Genomic DNA, 18,565 nt, shown 5'->3' on the forward strand with positions numbered 1-18,565 from the left:
TCTCCTTCTCGTCAGAGGCGGGCGCATCCGGGCGACCGCCCCCGCTTCGCTTTCAGTGGTGCCGGCGCCGTACGCGGTCGATCGGGTGGCGGCCAGCCCAGGCGTGGTCGTAGGTCGCGGCCAGTCGTGCCAACGCCAAGGCCCCGATCAGCAGCCCGAAGTCACGCAGGGCCACGTCGTAGAAACCCGAGTAGGTCAGCAGGTTGACGACGATCCCCGCCAACCAGGCAGCAACGACGTAGGCGGCGTACCGGGGCGTGAGCGCGACGAGCACCCCAGCCACGATCTCGACCACCCCGATCAGGTACATCGCGGTCTGCGCCGAGAACGGCAACAGGTGAACGACCCACGGGGCCAGGTAACCCGGCCAGTCGGGGTTGAGAACCTTGGCGAACTTGTCGATCCCCATCAGCAGCGGGAGCGCCACGTAGCCGATGTGCAGCAACACGTAGGCCCCGTAGGCCGGCTCGCCGATGCTGTGGTTCCAGACGCTGCCGAGCCGGTGCAGACCAGACGGTGGTGCGGTGGTCGAGGTCATGTGGATCCTCTCCTTCTAACGATTGTTTGAACCATTTTTAGAATGGTCCTCGTCAGGATCTTTTGTCAATGGGTGCTGGTGTTAGAATTTGGGCATGGTCAACAACCCGGTCCAGGACGACGCACTCGCTGACCTCAGCGCCCTCACCGACCCGGTGCGTCGCCGGCTGTACGCCTACGTCTCCACCCAGGACCGGCCGGTGCGCCGCGACGACGCGGCTACCGCCACGGGGATCAGCCGCGCCCTGGCGGCCTACCACCTCGACCTGCTGGCCGCGGCCGGCCTGGTCGCCACCAGCTACGCCCGCCCGGCCGGTCGCGGCGGCCCCGGGGCCGGACGTCCGGCCAAGCACTACGAACCGGTTCGGCAGGAGGTGAGCCTGTCGATCCCGCCGCGCAACTACACGCTGCTTGCCCGGCTGCTCGCCGACGCGGTCGCCGCCGACCCCTCCGGAGCCGTGCGCTCCGCCGTGCTCGCCGCCGCCGCCGCCGAGGGCGAGTCATCAGCAGAACCGGAGCGAGACCTGCTCACCACGCTGACCGCGAGCGGCTACACCCCCACCGAGAACGACCAGGGCGACATCGAGCTGACCAACTGCCCCTTCCACCAGCTGTCCCAGCGTCAGACCGAGCTGGTGTGCGGCCTCAACCACGCCCTTCTGCGCGGCACCCTGAAGGGGCGCGGAGACAATCCCGACCGGGCCGAGCTGGCCCCCTGCCCCGGCCGCTGCTGCGTCATCATCCACCCCGAACGCAGCGCAGCATCCGAAGCCCCTGCACCCACGACGTGACGCTCGACTCTTGGGCCGTCAAAGGCCCACTTCAGAGCGCAACCGCGCCAGGCGGGCCGTGGCCTCGGCTGCCACGGCCGGGTCGCGGAGGTCGGCGCCCCTGCCGGGCACGATCTGCTCGATGAAACTGCCGGTGGCGAGGTTCTGGCGCAGCACGACCCGCACCGTACGCCGGTTCTCGGTGCGAAACTCGTCGGCCAGCACCACGCTCGCCTGAAGTCGCTCGCGCAGAGTCTGCTGCAGCAGTGACGGCTCCCGGACCAGCCACTGGGTCGGTCGACGATGGTCGACCCAGACCACGGTGAGCAGGCCTGAGTCACCCTGCCAGGTGCCCGACTCCGCCTCGTGCCAGGGGCGCTGCCACACCAGTCCGCCGTCGGCCCCGACGAGGCCAAGGTGGTAGGTGGTGGCCACCGCGTAGTCACCGGTGTTCTCGTCGGTGGCCCACGCCAGCACCCGCTCACCGGAACCGAGTGGCACGGCATCGCGCACCGCCTGGGGAAGGTCGGGTCGGCGACGTCGTTCGAACAGTGCCATCAGCCCATCGCCGCCTTGATCGTCGCCAGCTCGCGTTGCAGCACCTGCAGGCTCATGGAGAGCTCGCGGGCGCGCTCGGGGTCGGGCGTCTCGGCGTGGTCGAGCCGGCGCATCTCGCTCAGGGCGTCGGCGATCCGCCGAGTCAACGCGATGGTGCGCACCCGGTCGAAGAGCTCACTGACGTAGCGAGAGGTCGGCAGCCCGGTCAGGGGGTCCATCCGGCTCGGCAGGTTGGCTACGGCGAGCTCACTGACCAGACCGGCGACGGCGCTCGGCGCTGCCTCGATGACCGACGAGGTCCAGGCGCGCACGGTGGCGTGGTCAGTGCCCTGCTGAGCATCGTGACGAGCGATGCGGATGCCGTCGAACACCGCCCGATGGGCCGGCGCCGAGAACGACTCGGGCGTCAGCGCGTCGAACGACGCGGCGGCGAAGACCGTTGGGAACTGGAGCAGCACCTGAAGCAGCTGACGCTCGGCTCGCACGACCGGGTCCCGTGAGTCGGGCACCGGTATCGCGTCGCGCAGCTCGCCCTCCCCCGGCTCGAGCGACTCCTCGACCATCCGGTCGGGCTGGCGTTCGGGCTTGCGCTCCTCGTCGACCTTGAGACGCCCGGCCCGCGACACCTCGCTCGCGACCTGCTCCACCTCGAGGCCGAGCAGGCCCGACACCTCTCGGGTGTACTCCGGCTGCAGCGACTGGTCACGGATCGAGGCCACGATCGGCGCCACCGCTCGCACCGCCTGGATGCGGCCCTCGGCGGTGGCGAGGTCGAAGCGCTTGATCGTGGTGCGCACCGCAAACTCGAACATCGGCACGGCATCCTCGATGAGCGCCTGCACGGCGGGGTCTCCCCCGGCCTGGCGCAGCTCGCAGGGGTCCTTGCCCGACTTCTCGACCGCGACGAACGACTGCGAGCTCCACTTCTGGTCGTCGGCGAAGGCGCGCATGGCCGCCTTCTGACCGGCAGCGTCGCCGTCGAAGGTGAAGATCACCTTCGCGGGGGCTCGGTCGGCCTCGTCGCGCATCATCCGGCGCAACACCTTGATGTGCTCGGCGCCGAACGCGGTGCCGCAGGTGGCGACCGCGGTCTCGACCCCCGCGAGGTGGCAGGCCATGACGTCGGTGTAGCCCTCGACGATGACCGCCTGGCGATCTGCGGCGATGCGCTTCTTGGCGAGGTCGAGTCCGTAGAGCACAGCCGACTTCTTGTAGATCGGGGTCTCTGAGGTGTTGAGGTACTTCGCCTCGATGCGGTCGTCGTCGAACAGCCGGCGGGCCCCGAAGCCCACCGTGTCGCCGGTGATGTCGCGGATCGGCCACACCAGCCGCCCCCGGAACCGGTCGTAGAGGCCGCGTGAACCACGACCGGCCAGACCGCCTGCCACCATCTCGTCGTCGCTGAACGACTTGGCCCGCAGGGCCCGCACGAGGTCTTCACCCCCACGCGGGGCGAAGCCGACCCCGAAGCGCTTGGCGACAGCGCCGTCGAAGCCGCGCGCGCGCATGAAGTCACGACCGGCTCGCGCGACCGGCAGGTTGAGCAGCGCGTCGGCGTAGAACTCCTGAGCCACCCGGTGGGCCTCGACCAGGCGCGTGCGACGACCGAGCCCCTCCTGGCGTGGGCCGGACCCGCCGTCTTCGTAGCGCAGCTCCATGCCGAGCTTCTGCGCCAGTCGCTCGACGGCCTCGGAGAAGCTCAGGTGCTCGGTCTTCTGCACGAACGAGATGACGTCGCCACCCTCACCGCACCCGAAGCAGTGGAAGAAGCCGGCGCCCGGGTTGATACCGAACGAGGGGCTCTTCTCGTCGTGGAAGGGACAGAGTCCGACGAGACGGGCACCCGAGCGCCGAAGGGTGACGTGCTCACTGACGACGTCCTCGATCGACGACCGGTCTTTCACGGTCGCGATGTCCTCGCTCTTGATCAACCCCGCCATGACGTCGCCGGCCCTCCTCTTCCTGACCGCGAGTCTAGGTCGTGAGGCCGACGGCGGGACCGCGGCCCAACGCTCGGCGCCAGGGGTAGCGCTCAGGCCCACTGCTGGTGCAGCAGCAGTGCCCGCACGTCGGTGAGCGAGGCCACCTGGTCGACCACCACGCGCAACCGGTCGGCGTCGGTGTCAGCCGTGACGAGGTCGGCGCGCAGCGGTGGATCGAGGCGGGCCTCGGGCTCGGACCGGTAGGCCGCCACGAGCGCCGCCACGACGTCGCGCTGCGTGGCCATCACCGTAAGCCGCTCGTCGGTGGTCATCACGAAATGGTTGGCCAGCGCCTTGAGCACCGAGCACTCGGCTCGCGTGTCGTCGGGCACGACCAGGTTGGCCTCGAAACGGGTCAACGGTCCAGGCCCGTGCCGTTCCCGGGTCGCCTGCTCAACGACAAGCACGAAGCGACCGATCAACCGGCTCGTCATGTCTTTGAGCCGGGCCAGGTCGCGTCGCGACCCGCCGTAGTCGGGCGGGATCGCCCCCGTGCCGATCACCCGTTGGAGCGCCTCACCGAGGGCGTTCGGGTCGAGGTCGGGGGCGTACGTGCGAGCGGCCACTGCGACGACGGTCGCCATGTCGGTGGTCGAGGTCAGCACGCGCGGGTCGATCCAGCCGGAGGCGATCCCGTCCTCCACGTCGTGAACCGAGTAGGCCACATCGTCCGACCAGTCCATCACCTCCGCCTCGAGGCACCGGCGGGCCGGCTCGGCCCCGTCTCGAACCCAGTCGAAGACCGGCAGGTCAGACGCGTACACCCCGAACTTGGCCGTCTCGTGAGGTGCCTGCCCCCGCGCCCAGGGGTACTTGGTCGTGGCGTCGAGACTGGCCCGGGTCAGGTTGAGGCCGGCCGAGGTGCCGTCGGGGTGCGAGCGCTTGGCCTCCAGTCGGGTGAGCAGCCGCAGGGTCTGAGCGTTGCCCTCGAACCCCCCGATGGGCGAGGCGATCTCGTTGAGCGCCGTCTCACCGTTGTGGCCGAAGGGCGGGTGACCGAGGTCGTGCGCGAGACACGCGGTGTCGACGACGTCGGCGTTGCAGCCGAGGGCCGCACCGAACTCGCGACCGATCTGGGCGACCTCGAGCGAGTGGGTGAGCCGGTTGCGCACGAAGTCGTCGTGGGCCGGCGCGAGCACCTGGGTCTTGGCGGCGAGCCGACGCAGGGCAGACGAGTGCACGACCCGTGCGCGGTCGCGCGCGAAGTCGTCGCGGTCGGCCCGTTTCTGGGCAGGGTCCTCCGCCACCCAACGCTCCCGGTCTCGACCCTGGTAGCTCACGCCCTGACCCTATGCGGGAGGCCCACCTCCGAGGGCATACTGGTGGCGAAGCCGTTCGGGCTTCCGACTCAAGGAGTTCGTCATGGGCGACAAGTCACCGAAGTCCCACATGTCAGAGAAGGCCAAGTCTCTGAAGGAGAAGCGCGCTGACAAGCACGCGAAGTCGGCGGCGAAGGACCACCCGGAGATCATCGCCCCCAAGGCCAAGCGCTGACCCGTACGGGCTCGAGCGCAGATCACGTCCGCTCAACCCAGCTCTGAGTGCAGGCGACGCACCCACGCGGGTTCGTCGCCGTAGCGCTGCGACGGAATGAGGCGAAGGTGAGTGCAGTCGTCGACGAGCTGCGCCATGCGCCGGCGCTGGGTCGACTCCTGCTTGGCGGTGACGACCCAGTTCGTCGCCACCTTGCGGTAGCTCGGGGTCGCGGCGTCCCAGAAGAGGGATGCCGTGTCGCTGGCCCGCAAGAGCGCCTCGAACTCGGGGGGCCAGACCCGGTCGCGGTTCTCGTAGGCGTAGACCCCGGACCGGTCTGCCCGTCGTCGTTCGAAGGCTGCGAGCCCGGCCGGCCACATGCGACCGGAAGCGGTCAGCTCGGCGACGGAGTCGATGTTGATCGTGCTCCAGTTGCTGCCCGGCTTGCGGGGGGTCCACCGCTGCCGCACCGCGTCATCGTCGATGCGCTGGGCCATGGAGTCGATCCAGCCGAAGCACAGGGCCTCGCGCACCGCCTCGGCCCACTGCAGGCCCCTGGGCTCGACATGCTTCTTGTGCAGGCCCATCCAGAGCTCGGTGGCGCGCTCGTGGTTGACCTCGAGCCACGCACGGAAGTCGTCGGCGTCGTCGAAAAAGGTGGCCGGCCGCTCGCTCGTGCCTCCGTCACGCATGACTCGATCGTGCCAGCCACCACCGACAGGTGACCACCCGGCACAGCACCGCACCTGCGAGGATCGAACGGTGACCGACCGCATCCTCATTGCCGCCCACAACAACGCCCTCTGGTGCGACGCCGTCTGCCGAACCTACCGACTGCGCACCACCATCGATGACCGGGCCTGGAGCGTGCAGAGTCGCACACCGCCGTACTACCCCGATGCCGTCACCCTCTCCCCCGACCTCGACGAGCTCGAGCTGCTGGGTCGCATCGACGGCTCTGACGGTGCATCGGTCAAGGACAGCTGGAGTGCACTCGACCTCACGGGCGACGACTTCGCCCGACTGGTGGCCGGCCAGTGGCTGTGGCACGACGGCACGAGACACGTGCCCGCACCGGAACCAGCGCTCGTCTGGCGCCAAGCGCACACGCACGAAGACATGATGGCCTGGACCGCGGCCTGGGCAGACGAGCCCGACGCCGCCAGCATCCTGCACCCGAGCCTCGTCGACGAGCCCGGGGTGCACGTGCTCGCCGCCTCCGCGACCGGCGCACCGGACGCGCCCATCGTCGCGGGCTGCATCGTCAACGTCACCGGCGACGTGGCCGGTCTGGGCAACCTCTTCAGCCGCTCCGGCACCGCCGGCTCAGCCTGGGGGTCGGCGGTCACCGCGGCCCGCGAGGTCGTCGGCGGCATCCCGATCGTGGGTTGGGAGGCCGGCGACAGCATCGCTGCGGCGGTGGCGGCAGGGTGCGAGGCCATCGGCCCCGTGACGGTGTGGGTGCGCTGAAGCCCGACCTTCTGGCGTGCCCCCGGCTCAGCCGCCGCTGACCGAGAGCTCGGCCTCGGCGATCGTGCGCCGGTGCGTCTCGGAGAGCTCGCGCGACTCGAGCCACTGCTCGGGCAGGGCCACCCTGCGAGGTGAGCCGGCTCGTCCGCGCTGGCCCTCAGCTGCGTCGCCCGGCCACGGCACATCGGGGTCGAGCATGGCGATCAGGGCATCGAGTGAGCTCAGGGAGTCGACGAGGGCCAACGAGTTGCGCACCGTCGAACCGGCCGGAAAACCCTTGAGGTACCAGGCAATGTGCTTGCGGATGTCGCGGCAGGCGCGCCCCTCCTCGCCGTAGAAGTCACAGAGGTAGGTGGCATGCGTGCGTAGCGCGTCGGTCACCTCGCCCAGGTTCGGCGTCACCCGAACGTCGCTGCCGGCGAACGCGGCCGCGAGGTCGGCGAACAGCCACGGCCGGCCGAGGCAGCCGCGGCCGACGACCACCCCGTCGCACCCGGTCTCGGCGACCATCCGAAGGGCGTCCTCCGCCGACCAGATATCGCCGTTGCCGAGCACCGGAACGGTGGTCACCGTCTGCTTGAGCAGCCGGATGGCCGCCCAGTCTGCGGTGCCCGAGTAGGCCTGGGATGCCGTTCGGCCGTGCAGTGCGACCGCGGCCACCCCCTCCTGTTCGGCCGCGAGCGCAGCGTCAAGGTAGGTCAGGTGCTCGTCGTCGATGCCCTTGCGCATCTTGACGGTGACCGGCACGTCGCCGCGCGCGCCCTCCTCGACGACGGCGCCGACGATGGCACGGAACAGGTCCTTCTTCCAGGGCAGCGCCGCGCCACCACCCTTGCGCGTCACCTTGGGCACGGGGCAGCCGAAGTTGAGGTCGATGTGGTCGGCGCGGTCTTCGGTCACGAGCATGCGGGCCGCGGCCCGGGCGGTGGCGGGGTCGACGCTGTAGAGCTGGATCGAGCGAGGGTGCTCGTCAGGGTCGTGCTCGATCAGGCGCATCGACTCCGGTGTGCGCTCGACGAGCGCCCGTGAGGTGATCATCTCGCTGACGTAGAGGCTGCTCGCGCCCGACACCCCGGCAGCGGGGGCCCCTGGGCGGTCGGGTCCGAAGCGGGTGCCCGACTCGCGACACAGTCGGCGGAAGGCGCGGTTGGTGATGCCGGCCATCGGCGCGAGCACGACGGGTGAGTCGATGACGTGACGACCGATACGCAGTGGAGGCAGGACCGCGCCGACGCGTGCGGAACCGTCGACGGCGGTCAATCCAGCGTCGCGCTCGGGGGTCAGTACGGCAGTCACAGGAGAGATTTTCGCAGATCAGCAGCGCGGCACCGAATCGGCGAAGCGCAGGAGGGCCTCGGCGAACGCCGCGGGCTGGTCGAGGTTCGAGAGGTGACCGGCCCGCCTGATCACCTCCACCCTGGCCTGGGGGCACGCCTTGACATACCGCCGCGTTCCGAGCCGGAACTGGTCGTACCGACCGTTCAGCAGCAGCACCGGGCAACCGACGTCGAGGAGCATCGAGGGCCGGCACAGGCGCATCACCTCGCTCCAGGCGGCAGCCGTCGGGTCGAACCAGTAACCGCCCGCGATGACCGGGTCGATCCGTTCGGCCGGGTAGAGGCGGTGCAGCACCCGGTCGTTGACGCGCGTCATCCGCACCGGTCCCAGGAGGTCGGTCAGCGCCGCCACGCCGCGGTAGACGGCGGCACCCGGGCCGGTCGGGGTCGTGCTGCACCCGGCGAGCACGAGGCCGTGCGGCTCGGCGGGGTGCTGGGCGGCGTACGCCATCGTGGCGTAGCCGCCGAGCGAGTGCCCAACGACGACAGCCTCCTCGCCGGCGGGCACCCCAGAGACGGCCTCGTGGATCACCTCGGCGCAGCGGGCCAGGGTGAAGCCCTCGCCTCCACGGGCCCCGTGGCCCGGCAGGTCCACCAGTGTCAGAGCGACCCGGCCCTCGAGCAGCGGCAGCTGCGGCGCCCACTGCGCACTCGACAGGCGTGAACCGTGCACGAGAACAAGATGGGCGGCCACCTCCCGAGGATGCCACGATGGGGGGCGTGACCAACCTCATCAGCGCGTTCCGGCTCGCCCACGAGATCGAAGAGGTCGTGGTCATCGACGTGCGGTGGGCGCTGACCATCGGCCGAGCCCCCGGCGCCGCCCCCGTGGGTCGGGCCGACTACGCGGCGGCACACGTGCCGGGCGCCTTCTTCGTCGACCTCGACTCCGAGCTGGCCGGCCCGCCCGGCGAGCGCGGACGGCATCCCCTTCCCGAGGCCGCGACCGTCGAGGCCACCCTGCGGCGCTGCGGCGTCAGCGAGCACACGCGCGTCGTGGTCTACGACGGGCGTGACTCCTGGGCCGCGTCGCGGGCGTGGTGGGTGTTCCGCTGGGCCGGTCTGGCGGATGTGCGGGTGCTCGACGGTGGGTTCGCCGCGTGGTCGGCGGCCGGCCTGCCGGTGAGCGCCGAGCAGCCGGAACCGCGGCACGGCGATGTCACGGTGCGGCCCGGCTCGATGCCGGCCATCGACGTCACCGAAGCGGGGGTCTGGGCGCGGGATGGCCTGCTGCTCGATGCCCGCTCGGCCGAGCGGTATGCCGGTGAGGGCGAGACCCTCGACCCGGTCGGCGGCCACGTACCTGGCGCGGTGAGCTCACCGCTGACGACCTGGCAGGCGGGCGACGGCCGGTTCCGGCGCGACCTGGCCAGCCGTTGGGCGCAGGTGAGTGCCGGCCACTCCGGAGAGGTGGCCGTCTACTGCGGGTCGGGCATCACGGCGGCGCACCAGGTGCTGGCCCTCGCCGAGATCGGCGTTCACGCCAGCCTCTACCCAGGTTCGTGGAGCGAGTGGTCGCTCGACCCGGAACGCCCGGTGGCCACCGGCCCCGAGCCCGGCTGACCGGCTGACCGGCCGCCCCCGAGCCGGGGTGGTGAAGGCTTTTGGCCCCCCGGCGGGCGAAAACCCTTCACTATCCCCGTCTGACCGCGCAGTCCGAGCGTCTGCAGGGGTGAACATGTCCCTTCCATCCCCTTGACCTGAAGATCGTCTCGAGCTCGAGGGCGAACCCGCAGCGGCCACCGGCCACATCGGGCCAGAAGCCGCGCACCGTGAGGTAGGAATCGGCGGCGGCCTGACGGTCGCGCCGACCGTCCCGCTGCTGAGCCCGCCACCCGGCGTGAGCCCTTCGTCCGTCGATCTCCACGATGACCTTGATCTCGTCGTAGACGTTGTCGCGACGCGTGCCTCCTCGCGCGGCTGCTTGCCGACGCCCGCGGGGCAACGCGTGAGCGATCTCGACATCCCGGATGTATCGACGCTCCGCACTGCTCTCGGCACCTCCCTGCACATCGCCGATCACGTCGTAGAGCAGAGACCGCGACGTCTGGGTGGGACGGTGGTCAAGAGCCTGACGCAGGTTGCGGGCCGTGGTCAGACCGAGCTGGTCGGCCCTGGCGATCAGACCGACGGCGACGTCGAGCGGTTCGCCGTGGGCGAGGTCGAAGATCGTATGCTCCACCGTGGTGCGATGCGGCCAGGCCGTCTCGTGGGTGCGGTCGATCGCATGCTTGCTGCGTCGCACGACGACACCCCTGACGGGGCCAGGATTTCGAGAGGCACCCACGACGACCTCGACGGTGGGGCCCGGAGCGGGGGCCAGTCGCCAGAGGTACGCGGCGCTGGCTCGACACAGTGCCGACGGCGTGCCGATGTGGAGCAGCACCGCCAGCGCCCTCACCTGCCAGTCGTCTCGACCGGGAACGGTGAGATACACCCCGGGATGAACCCGCACCCACCTGCCCGAGTCGACCTTCCAGCGCACCGCTTTGTCACTCAGCCCGAAGGCAAGAGCCTGCGTGCGCGTGACGAGACCGAGCTGCCCGTCGATGCGAGCGGTAAGACGCCGGTCCATGGCCCTATCGTGATCGCCGACGACCCGGACGCGCCTGCCTCATCCACAGGCAGGGTGGTGAAGGGTTTTCGCCCGCCCAGGGGCGAAAACCCTTCACCACCCACGGTGTCCCGTGCCTTGGGCTCCGGTCACGCGATGTCAGGGGCGAGACTGCAGCCGATCGCCGTGCCGAGCACGATCGCGACATCCGCGTCGGGCTGCTCGACCTGAGCACCGAGCAGAGCGGCAGCGCCGTCGTGGAGCACGGTCACCGTAACGCGCCCGTTCACCGTCCGCCCGATCGCGTCGGCGAGCCCAGCCCGGAGGTCTACCTCGCCCAGCGGTGCGTACGGACCGAGCTGGCCTGCGTACGGCTGACCAGTCCTGTCGACGTACGTGGCGATGGCCAGCGCCACCTCGACCGGCCCGGGGGACGCTGCCCGGGCCACGGCGTGCGCGATGACGTCGATGACCGCTTGGGCTCCCACGCGACCGGGGGCCGGCAAAGGCCCCAGCGTTTCGACGTGTCGGCCGTGTGCGTCACACCGCACCAGTGCGCGCTTGATGGCCGTGCCGCCACAGTCGAGCGCGACCCCGGATGCGTGCAGCAGGGATGCCGCTCCACGCAGCCCCAGCCCAGCGGCATCCGTCGCCCTCGTGAGACGAGCGTCGACACCCATCTGCTGCAGTCGTGCACCGGCCCGGTCGACGACGTGGGCACCGAGCATCCCCCGCACGACACCACCACCGATGACGACCCTGCGCACCGACCGCCACCTGTCCCAGTACTCCGGCGGCCAGTCGGGCCTGGCGCGCCGGGCATCCTCGGGGCCCACGATGAGGGAGGCCACCAGTGCAGCCAGTGCGTCGCCGAGCTCGTCGGCGACGGGCAGCGCTCTCGCGTCTCCGGCCACCACCAACGCGTCCAGCGCTGCCGGCCACACGGCCGCCGCCTCCATGAGGGCAGCCGAGACCGGAGCTCCGCCGGGCAACGGCGCGACCTTGAGGCCGTGCTCGATCAGCGCGGCTACGACTTCGGGCCGGGCAGCCATCGAGCGGGCGATGCTCCAGGTGGCCAGCCAGTCTCGGGCCGCGGTGCCCGCCAGGTGCGCCGGCAACCCGGCGAGGTCGCCGAACACGGTGGGGTTGAGGCTCGGCGACCGCAGCAGCCGCACCGGGTTCGGGGGTCGGCGCAGCGGCATCCTCAGGTCGCGGGTCAGCAGCCGATGAGCCGCTGCGCCAGGTAGCCCTCGACCTGGTCGAGAGAGACCCGCTGCTGTGCCATCGAGTCACGCTCGCGGATGGTTACGGCATGGTCGTCGAGGGTGTCGAAGTCGACGGTGATGCAGAACGGCGTGCCGATCTCGTCGTGCCGGCGGTAGCGCTTGCCGATGGCTCCGGCGTCGTCGAAGTCGATGTTCCAGTGGCGCCGCAGGGTCGCCGCGAGATCGCGCGCCTTCGGCGAGAGGTCGGCGTTGCGCGACAGGGGCAGCACCGCTGCCTTGACCGGCGCCAGCCGCGGGTCGAGCCGCAGCACGACACGCTTGTCGACACCGCCCTTGGTGTTGGGCGCCTCGTCCTCGCTGTAGGCGTCGACGAGGAAGGTCATCAGCGATCTGGACAGGCCGGCCGCCGGCTCGATGACGTAGGGCGTGTACTTCTCGCCGGTCGTCTGGTCGAAGTAGACGAGGTCGGTGCCGGAGTGCTTCGAGTGCGTCGACAGGTCGAAGTCGGTGCGGTTGGCGATGCCCTCGAGCTCACCCCACTCGGAGCCCGCGAACCTGAACCGGTACTCGATGTCGACCGTGCGCTTCGAGTAGTGCGACAGCTTCTCGGGCGCGTGTTCGAAGTGGCGCAGGTTGTCGGGGTTGATGCCGAGGTCGGTGTACCAGTGGGTGCGCTGGTCGAGCCAGTACTGGAACCACTGGTCGTCCTCACCCGGCTTGACGAAGAACTCCATCTCCATCTGCTCGAACTCTCGGGTGCGGAAGATGAAGTTGCCCGGCGTGATCTCGTTGCGAAAGCTCTTACCCGTCTGTGCGATGCCGAACGGGGGCTTCTTCCGCGAGGCCTGCATGACGTTGAGGAAGTTGATGAAGATGCCCTGAGCCGTCTCGGGCCGCAGGTAGTGCAGACCCGACTCGTCGTCGATGACGCCGAGGTAGGTCTTCAACATCATGTTGAAAGCGCGCGGAGCGGTCCACTGGCCCTTCGTGCCGCAGTCGGGACACACCACGTCCGACATCTGGATGCTGTCGGGGTCGTCGATGCCCTTCTTCGCCGCCAGCGCCTCCTGGAGGTGGTCCTGACGACGCCGCTTGTGGCAGTTCAGGCACTCGACGAGCGGGTCGGTGAAGGTGCCGACGTGACCCGAGGCGACCCAGGTCTCGCGCGGCAGGATGATCGAGGAGTCGAGACCCACGACGTCGTCGCGACCGGTGACCATCGACTTCCACCACTGCCGGCGGATGTTCTCCTTGAGCTCGACACCCAGGGGGCCGTAGTCCCACGCCGACCGGGTGCCTCCGTAGATCTCACCGCTCGCAAAGACGAAGCCCCTGCGCTTGCAGAGGCTGACGACGGTGTCGACGACGGAAGTCTGTTTGGCCATGAGGCTAGGTTATCGGGCTCACAGCCAGTGACCACGCCGTGTCCGACCTCACCTACGCTGAGCGCGTGGCCCTTGGTTTTCGATCCCGCGTCGAGCACGCCTCCTACCCGTTGATGGAGCGGCTCAACTCGCTGCCGCGAGCCGTGTCGTTGGTCGCGCTGCTCGCTGCGCTGGCGGTCGGGCTGCTCGCGCCCCGACCCTTCGGGGGCCTCGCGTTCCTGCTTGTGACGGTCTTCGTGGGTTGGCTGCTCTTTCTCACCTGGCCCCGCCTGACGATGCCGGAGCGGATGATGCGGTTGGCGGTGCTGGTGCTGACGCTCGCCGTTGCGGTCGTGCGGACCGTGCCCGGAACGGGCGGCTGACCGAACTTGACAATCGTTCTCATAATGAGAACCATTGTCATCATGAGACGAACCCTCAACCGACTGCCGATGCTCGCCGGCGCGGCTGCCCTTCTGCTGGCCGTGAGCGCGTGCGGCAGCTCCTCGGGCTCGTCCGAGGGTGGCGACAGCGGGCGGCCGGTTGTGGTGACCTCGTTCTATCCCCTGGCGTTCGCCACCACCCAGATCGCCGGTGGAGCGGTCGACGTCTCGGTGCTGACCAAGCCCGGCGCCGAACCGCACGATCTCGAGCTCGGCGCTCAGGACATCGTGGCCATGACGAAGGCCAGGCTGGTGATCTACGCCGACGGCTTCCAGCCGGCCGTCGACGACGCCACCGCGCAGGTCGACCCGGGCCATCTGCTCGATGTCGCAGCGGCGGCCGACCTCACCCTCGAGTCGACCGAGGACGGCCACAAGCATGGCGGCGAGAGTCCTGCCCAGCTCGCGCAGCAGGACAAAGAGCACGACCACGCCGGCAACGACCCGCACTTCTGGCTCGACCCGCTCCGCTACGCCGCGGTGGCCAAGACGATCGGGCTGCGCCTGGCCACCGACGACCCCGCGAACGCTGCCGCCTACGGCAAGAACACCGACGCCTTCGTGGCGAAGCTGACCGCGCTCGACCGCGACTACCGGGCCGGCCTCACGTCATGCACCCACAAGGTGATCGTCACGAGCCATTCGGCCTTCGGCTACCTGGCGCAGCGGTACGGGCTCGACCAGCACGGCATCGCGGGGCTCTCCCCCGAGGTCGAGCCGAGTGCGGCCGGACTCAAGCAGATCAACGACCTCGTGCGCACCGAGGGGATCACCACCGTCTACCAGGAAACCCTGGTGGAAGGCCGCTTCGCGGAGACGGTCGCGGCCAGCACCGGCGCGAAGCTCGCCACTCTCGACCCCATCGAGGGGATCAACGACAAGTCCGCAGGCAGCGACTACTTTGAGGTCATGCGCAGCAACCTCAAAGCCCTTCGTGCGGGCCAGGGGTGCGCGTGACGCTCGCCCCCGCTCCCACCCCGGCGCCCACCCCGGCCCCGGCGACCGAGGCCGTGCTCAGCCTGCGTGCCGCCTCGTTCGGCTACGGTGACCGGCCCGTGCTGGCGGACGTAAACCTGATGGTGCGCCCCGGCGAGGTCGTGGCCGTACTGGGGCCCAACGGTGCCGGCAAGTCGACGTTGATGAAAGGCATCCTGGGGCTCAACGAGCTCGTGTCGGGTTCGGTCACCCTCTTCGGCGTCCCCAGCACCGAGTTCCACGACCGCGCCAGGATGGGCTACGTCCCCCAACGTCACACGCTCTCGGCGTCGGTCCGGGCCACGGTGGAGGAGATCGTCTCGTCGGGCCGACTGCCTCGGCTCGGCCGGCTGGGCCGGATGCGAGCCACCGACCGCCAGATCGTCGCGCGCGCCCTCGACGTGGTCGGCCTCGCCGACCGGGCCGCGACGGAGGTCAGCACGCTCTCGGGCGGCCAGCAGCGACGCGTGCTGATCGCGCGCGCGCTCGCGTCCCAACCTGACGTGCTCATCATGGACGAACCGACCGCAGGGGTCGATGCTGCGAACCAGCGCGTCCTGGCCGCAGTGCTCGAACGGCTGGCCGACCGCGACGTCACCATGGTCATCGTCACGCACGAGATCGGGGCCCTGAAGCGGCTGTTCACCCGTGTCGTCGTCGTGGATGCCGGGCGCATCCAGTTCGACGGCACCCCTCAGCAGTACGCTGCCCGGCGAACCGTGGCGCGCCACGACGACGGCAACGGCTGCGACACCCACCCCGTCGACCAGCAGGACGGGCGCGGAACGAACCGTGGAACGCTCGCCCTGGGGCCCCTCGACCACCTCCGTGGACACCATGGGTGGTCGGCGTGACCAGTAGGAGCGGCCACCATGAGTGACCTGCTCAGCATCGACTTCATGCAGCGAGCACTCATCGCCGCGCTGCTCGTCGGCACCGTCGCCCCGATGGTCGGCATCTTCCTCGTTCAACGACGGCTGTCGCTCATCGGCGACGGGATGGGTCACGTGGCCCTGGCCGGAGTCGCCATCGGTCTCGTCACCGGGCAGGGGCCGGTGCTCACCGCTCTCGTCGCGGCGGTGATCGCGGCGGTCGTCATCGAGCTGTTGCGCGACCGGGGCCGCACCAACGGCGACGTCGCTCTCGCGGTGATCTTCTACGGCGGAATCGCGGCCGGGGTCGTCATCATCAGCAAGGCTCCTGACGGCACCCCGGCCAACCTGACGAAGTACCTCTTCGGCTCGATCCTGACGACCCAGCGCGAAGACCTCTACGTCTTCGCCGCGCTGGCGGCGGTGATCTCGTTCACCACCTGGGCGTTGCGGCCACGACTGTTCGCCGTGGCCAACGACGAGGAGTACGCCCGGGCCGTCGGGTTGCCGGTGCTCGCCCTCAACATCGTGCTGGCCGTGCTCACCGCGGCCACCGTCGTCATCGCGATGCGGGTCGTCGGACTGCTGCTGATCAGCGCCCTGATGATCGTGCCGAACGCCGCGGCGCAGCTGATCGCGCGCAGCTTCAGCAGCGGGGTGCGCTGGGCCGTCGCCTTCGGCCTGGTCTCGGCCGTCGGGGGGGTGGCCGTGTCGTACCCGCTCAACACCCCCTCCGGCGGCACGATCGTGCTCGTGGCCGTGGCGATCTTCATCGTCACGGCCGCCGTCGCTGCAGCCATCGCTCGCGTGAGCCAGCACCGTCACGCCGTTGCCGAGCGCCACGACCACGAACACGGGCTCGACTGCGGTCACCTCGCCGTTCCGCACGGTGACCACGTCGACTACGTGCACGACGGCCACCGGCACGCACCCCACGAGGGTCACTACGACGAACACGGAGACCCGCAGACCGCCGGATCGAGCGGCGCCGAGACCACCGGAACGAGGCGAGGATGAGCAGCCCCCTGACCCGACGCCCGACCCGCCAGCAGGCCGCCGTCGCAGAGCTGCTCGGCCGCAGCAACGACTTCACCTCGGCCCAGACGGTTCATGCGCGGCTGCGCGAGGCCGGCGAAGGAGTGGGGCTCGCCACCGTCTACCGCACCCTGCAGGCCATGGTCGAGGCCGGCGCCGTCGACGTGCTGCGCACCGACGACGGGGAGGCCGTCTACCGGGCCTGCTCCACCCACCACCACCACCATCTCGTGTGCCGCTCGTGCGGCAAGACCGTGGAGGTCGAGGGCCCGGCGGTCGAGACCTGGTCAGACCGCGTGGCTCAGGAGCACGGGTTCACCGAGGTGACCCACAGCCTCGAGATCTTCGGCACCTGCTCCGACTGCGCTGCAGCCCGCCCGTAGCCCTCGCCGTCAGCTCGTCGGCACGTCGACGGCGCCTCCGTAGCGCCGGTCGCGGGCCGCGTACTCCTCGATGGCCGCCCACAGGTCGCGTCGGTCGTAGTCGGGCCAGAGCTGGTTCTGGAACACCATCTCGGCGTAGGCCGACTGCCACAGCAGAAAGTTGCTCGTGCGCTGCTCTCCCGAGCTGCGGACGAAGAGGTCGACGTCGGGCATCGTCGGCTCGTCGAGGTATCGCTGGATCGTCTTCTCGTCGACCGAACCGGGCCGCAGACGACCGTCCTTGACGTCGTGGGCGATGCGCTGCACGGCATCCGCGATCTCGGCCCGCCCGCCGTAGTTGACGCAGAAGTAGAGGGTGAGCCCGGTGTTGTGCGCGGTGAGGTTCTGCGCGACCTCGAGCTCCTTGATGACCGAGCGCCAGAGCCGTGGTGCACGACCGACCCAGCGCATCCGCACCCCCCACTCGTTCAGCTGGTCGCGCCGCCGCCGGATGACGTCGCGGTTGAAGCCCATCAGGAACCGCACCTCATCGGGTGACCGTCGCCAGTTCTCGGTCGAGAACGCATAGGCCGACAGGTGAGTCACTCCCACCTCGATCGCGCCGGCCACGACGTCGAGCAGCGACGCCTCCCCTGCCTCGTGGCCCTTCGTTCGGGGCAGCCCGCGGGCGTTCGCCCAGCGCCCGTTGCCGTCCATCACGATGGCCACGTGCCGGGGCAGGATCTCGGCGGGAATGGTGGGGGCCGTCGCACCGCTCGGGTGCAGGAAGGGTCTGGTCGTCATCGACGCTCCGGTTCTGGCTCGTGTCGCAGCTGTCGGATCCGACTGCGAGTCAAGCACGTTCGACGAGCCGAAGCGACCTCAACCCGCGCTCGATGTGCCACTGCAGAAAGGCGGCGACGAGGCCGTTGCCCTGGCGACGGTGACGCGGGTCGCTGGCGTCGGCGACCTCCCAGTCGCCGCTGAGCAGAGCCGCAAGCAGCACGAAGGTCTCCGGAGCCGGCGCGCTCGAGCCGGGTGGACGGCATCCGGAACACACCGCCCCTCCGGCCTGCACGTTGAAGGCGCGGTGCGGCCCGGGCGCGCCGCACTTGGCGCAGTCGTGAAAGCTCGGCGCCCACCCGGCGACGGCCAGCGACCGCAGCAGGAACGCGTCGAGCACGAGCTCGGGGTCGTGGGCGTGCTCGGCGATCGAGCGCAGTGCCCCCGCCAGCAGGAGGTACTGCTGGGTCTGCGGCTCGTGCTCCTCGGTCAGCTGTAGAGCGGTCTCGAGCATGACGGTCGCGGTGGTGTACGCCACGTAGTCGCGCGCAATCGCGTCACCGTACGGCGCAAGGGTCTCGACCTGCGTCACCGTGTCGAGGTTGCGTCCCTCGTAGCACTGCACGTCGATGACCATCCCCGGCTCGAGGCGCGAGCCGAAGCGTGACTTCGTGCGCCGCACGCCTTTGGCGACCGCCCGCACCCGGCCCCGACTGCGGGTGAGCATCGTGATGATGCGGTCGGCCTCACCCAGCTTGTGGGTGCGCAGGACGATCGCCTCGTCTCGATAGAGCGGCATACCCCTCATTGTCCACCCGACGGCG

Annotated in this window: 21 protein-coding genes; 9 read left to right on the forward strand and 12 right to left on the reverse strand. The window is 70.0% G+C overall.

Annotated elements, in window-relative coordinates:
* Nucleotides 1-52: 52 nt before the first annotated feature.
* Entirely contained in the window at nt 53-538 is a 486-nt protein-coding gene (locus tag BA895_RS09315; protein ID WP_070191627.1) for a hypothetical protein, read from the reverse strand.
* Between the two features lie 94 nt (nt 539-632).
* Here BA895_RS09315 and BA895_RS09320 point away from each other — a divergent pair, with 94 nt between their 5' ends.
* The gene (locus BA895_RS09320) at nt 633-1,328 is read left to right on the forward strand and encodes a helix-turn-helix domain-containing protein (protein ID WP_070191628.1); all 696 of its coding nucleotides are present in this window, start codon (nt 633-635) and stop codon (nt 1,326-1,328) included.
* Nucleotides 1,329-1,346: 18 nt separating this feature from the next.
* On the opposite strand, the gene BA895_RS09325 is transcribed toward BA895_RS09320, so the two are convergent.
* The 3 genes from BA895_RS09325 to BA895_RS09335 form a co-directional block, all read right to left on the reverse strand.
* Complete coding sequence (locus BA895_RS09325; RefSeq protein WP_070191629.1) at nt 1,347-1,865, reverse strand: hypothetical protein; 519 nt, start codon at nt 1,863-1,865, stop codon at nt 1,347-1,349.
* Complete coding sequence (gene dnaG, locus BA895_RS09330) at nt 1,865-3,805, reverse strand: DNA primase (RefSeq protein WP_070191630.1); 1,941 nt, start codon at nt 3,803-3,805, stop codon at nt 1,865-1,867. The genes BA895_RS09325 and dnaG overlap by 1 nt, the downstream gene beginning before the upstream one ends.
* Before the next feature lie 92 nt (nt 3,806-3,897).
* Nucleotides 3,898-5,127 (reverse strand): deoxyguanosinetriphosphate triphosphohydrolase, encoded by a 1,230-nt coding sequence (locus tag BA895_RS09335; protein WP_070191631.1) that lies wholly within the window; start codon nt 5,125-5,127, stop codon nt 3,898-3,900.
* A gap of 82 nt (nt 5,128-5,209) precedes the next feature.
* Between BA895_RS09335 and BA895_RS24705 the strand changes: the two genes are divergently transcribed.
* On the forward strand, nt 5,210-5,341 hold the full coding sequence (locus BA895_RS24705; protein WP_256388441.1) for a hypothetical protein: 132 nt from the start codon (nt 5,210-5,212) through the stop codon (nt 5,339-5,341).
* Nucleotides 5,342-5,373: 32 nt separating this feature from the next.
* Here the strand turns inward: BA895_RS24705 and BA895_RS09340 are convergent, their stop codons facing one another.
* A complete protein-coding gene (locus BA895_RS09340; protein ID WP_070191965.1) occupies nt 5,374-6,012 on the reverse strand; it encodes a YdeI family protein in 639 nt (212 codons plus the stop codon).
* Between the two features lie 70 nt (nt 6,013-6,082).
* Here BA895_RS09340 and BA895_RS09345 point away from each other — a divergent pair, with 70 nt between their 5' ends.
* Nucleotides 6,083-6,790, forward strand: coding sequence for a hypothetical protein (locus tag BA895_RS09345; RefSeq protein WP_070191632.1), 708 nt, complete (start codon nt 6,083-6,085; stop codon nt 6,788-6,790).
* A gap of 27 nt (nt 6,791-6,817) precedes the next feature.
* Here the strand turns inward: BA895_RS09345 and dusB are convergent, their stop codons facing one another.
* Nucleotides 6,818-8,050: a tRNA dihydrouridine synthase DusB gene (gene dusB, locus BA895_RS09350; protein ID WP_070191633.1), complete on the reverse strand. Its 1,233-nt coding sequence runs from the start codon at nt 8,048-8,050 to the stop codon at nt 6,818-6,820.
* 54 nt (nt 8,051-8,104) lie between these two features.
* On the reverse strand, nt 8,105-8,821 hold the full coding sequence (locus tag BA895_RS09355; RefSeq protein ID WP_070191634.1) for an alpha/beta fold hydrolase: 717 nt from the start codon (nt 8,819-8,821) through the stop codon (nt 8,105-8,107).
* 17 nt (nt 8,822-8,838) lie between these two features.
* Between BA895_RS09355 and BA895_RS09360 the strand changes: the two genes are divergently transcribed.
* Complete coding sequence (locus BA895_RS09360) at nt 8,839-9,690, forward strand: sulfurtransferase (protein WP_070191635.1); 852 nt, start codon at nt 8,839-8,841, stop codon at nt 9,688-9,690.
* A 70-nt stretch (nt 9,691-9,760) separates the two neighbouring features.
* On the opposite strand, the gene BA895_RS09365 is transcribed toward BA895_RS09360, so the two are convergent.
* The 3 genes from BA895_RS09365 to BA895_RS09375 all read right to left on the reverse strand — a co-directional run bounded on the left by BA895_RS09365 (nt 9,761) and on the right by BA895_RS09375 (nt 13,292).
* Complete coding sequence (locus BA895_RS09365; protein WP_070191636.1) at nt 9,761-10,702, reverse strand: type IV toxin-antitoxin system AbiEi family antitoxin domain-containing protein; 942 nt, start codon at nt 10,700-10,702, stop codon at nt 9,761-9,763.
* Between the two features lie 128 nt (nt 10,703-10,830).
* The gene (locus BA895_RS09370; RefSeq protein WP_070191637.1) at nt 10,831-11,883 is read right to left on the reverse strand and encodes an ROK family protein; all 1,053 of its coding nucleotides are present in this window, start codon (nt 11,881-11,883) and stop codon (nt 10,831-10,833) included.
* A gap of 14 nt (nt 11,884-11,897) precedes the next feature.
* A complete protein-coding gene (locus BA895_RS09375) occupies nt 11,898-13,292 on the reverse strand; it encodes a glycine--tRNA ligase (RefSeq protein WP_070191638.1) in 1,395 nt (464 codons plus the stop codon).
* Nucleotides 13,293-13,357: 65 nt separating this feature from the next.
* On the opposite strand from BA895_RS09375, the gene BA895_RS09380 reads away from it, so the two are divergent.
* From BA895_RS09380 to BA895_RS09400, 5 genes are read left to right on the forward strand one after another with little or no spacing between them, the layout of a single operon-like run.
* Nucleotides 13,358-13,654, forward strand: a complete 297-nt coding sequence (locus BA895_RS09380) for a DUF6703 family protein (protein ID WP_070191966.1) — start codon at nt 13,358-13,360, stop codon at nt 13,652-13,654.
* 42 nt (nt 13,655-13,696) lie between these two features.
* Nucleotides 13,697-14,671, forward strand: coding sequence for a metal ABC transporter substrate-binding protein (locus BA895_RS09385; RefSeq protein ID WP_070191967.1), 975 nt, complete (start codon nt 13,697-13,699; stop codon nt 14,669-14,671).
* Complete coding sequence (locus BA895_RS09390) at nt 14,668-15,543, forward strand: metal ABC transporter ATP-binding protein (protein ID WP_070191968.1); 876 nt, start codon at nt 14,668-14,670, stop codon at nt 15,541-15,543. The genes BA895_RS09385 and BA895_RS09390 overlap by 4 nt, the downstream gene beginning before the upstream one ends.
* An 18-nt stretch (nt 15,544-15,561) precedes the next feature.
* Entirely contained in the window at nt 15,562-16,578 is a 1,017-nt protein-coding gene (locus BA895_RS09395; RefSeq protein ID WP_070191639.1) for a metal ABC transporter permease, read from the forward strand.
* Entirely contained in the window at nt 16,575-16,979 is a 405-nt protein-coding gene (locus BA895_RS09400) for a Fur family transcriptional regulator (RefSeq protein ID WP_070191640.1), read from the forward strand. Before BA895_RS09395 ends, BA895_RS09400 begins: the two co-directional genes overlap by 4 nt.
* Nucleotides 16,980-16,988: 9 nt before the next feature.
* Here BA895_RS09400 and BA895_RS09405 read toward each other — a convergent pair whose 3' ends face one another.
* Both BA895_RS09405 and recO read right to left on the reverse strand, forming a co-directional pair.
* Entirely contained in the window at nt 16,989-17,762 is a 774-nt protein-coding gene (locus tag BA895_RS09405; protein WP_070191641.1) for an isoprenyl transferase, read from the reverse strand.
* A 49-nt stretch (nt 17,763-17,811) separates the two neighbouring features.
* Entirely contained in the window at nt 17,812-18,540 is a 729-nt protein-coding gene (gene recO / locus BA895_RS09410) for a DNA repair protein RecO (protein WP_070191642.1), read from the reverse strand.
* Between the last annotated feature and the right edge of the window lie 25 nt (nt 18,541-18,565).

Origin of the sequence: Humibacillus sp. DSM 29435 (assembly GCF_001758225.1) — a bacterium.
In the GTDB taxonomy this organism is placed as follows: Bacteria; Actinomycetota; Actinomycetes; order Actinomycetales; family Dermatophilaceae; genus DSM-29435.